This is a genomic window from Oleiphilus sp. HI0043 (genome assembly GCF_001634935.1).
Window position 1 is genome coordinate 1 of sequence record NZ_LWEY01001682.1, and the last position, 932, is coordinate 932.

2 protein-coding genes are annotated in these 932 nt (G+C 44.8%); both read right to left on the reverse strand.

Annotation, left to right across the window (positions count from 1 at the left end):
• Nucleotides 1-258: DedA family protein (locus A3729_RS25500; protein ID WP_369820160.1), on the reverse strand; the 258-nt coding region annotated here is incomplete at its 3' end.
• A gap of 163 nt (nt 259-421) precedes the next feature.
• Nucleotides 422-932 (reverse strand): GGDEF domain-containing protein (locus tag A3729_RS25505; protein WP_156498136.1); only part of this gene is annotated, 511 nt, incomplete at its 5' end.

The following is a 932-nucleotide window of genomic DNA, read 5'->3' on the forward strand; positions in this document are numbered from 1 at the left end:
TTTAAAATAATGACCAAGAAAAAAGCTGATGCCGTCTCCCAATATGGCACCGAGAAAGCCCGATAATAAAAGCCACTCAATAGGTAGATTAATGTGACCTGCCAAGGCTGACACAAGAAAGAGCAGCAATACGCCGGGTACGATTACTCCTGCAAGCGCCAGAGACTCAATAAATGCAATAAGTAAAACAGCCACGAAAACCCAGTTTGGGTTTAGTTCAAGCCATGCAATAAGGGGTTGGAAATCAGATTCTGTCATTGTGCCGGGTGTAAGTGCGAATAGTATTGAAAGATGTGCCGGGGTAAACAGACTTAGCCTCGTTGGGTCACTTTACACACTAATGACAAGCGAGACAAATTGTCAGAAGTCTTGAGCTTTCGCCAATAGAGGGGAGAAAGCTGTAAACAACGAACTTGTCTGTTTAGTGACTATGCAGGCAGACGCGGTTATGGCCGTTTTTTTGTGCTTCGATCAAACCAATCTGAGCGTTCTCAATTAATTTCTTTGCTTCGCCATCTCGATCGCCTGAGCAGTCATCAGGTATATAGGTTGTGCAGCCCAGGCTAACCGTAATTGCATCAACCACTGGCCAGTTGCATTCCTCTATGGTGCGTCGAATTCTTTCCGCAATAACTAAAACGCCCTCTGAAGGTGTGCAAGGTAAGAGGAGGTAAGAGGTCTGCTTTCCATCAAAGTAGTCGCTATCTCCTGCGCGAATCATTGCTTTAAGTGTCTCTGCAAATCGAGCAAGAAGGTCGTTTGTATTTGGGAGACCGTGCATGTCTTGAATTTGAGGGAAGTAATCGACTTCAAGGGAAACCAGAGAAAGGGGTTTGCCTGTTCGGTCAGCTCGGCACATTTCTTTTTTAAGGGTATCTCTCAAATGGCGGTAGTTATAAGCTTTAGTTAGTGGGTCATGTATCTCAAGTTCT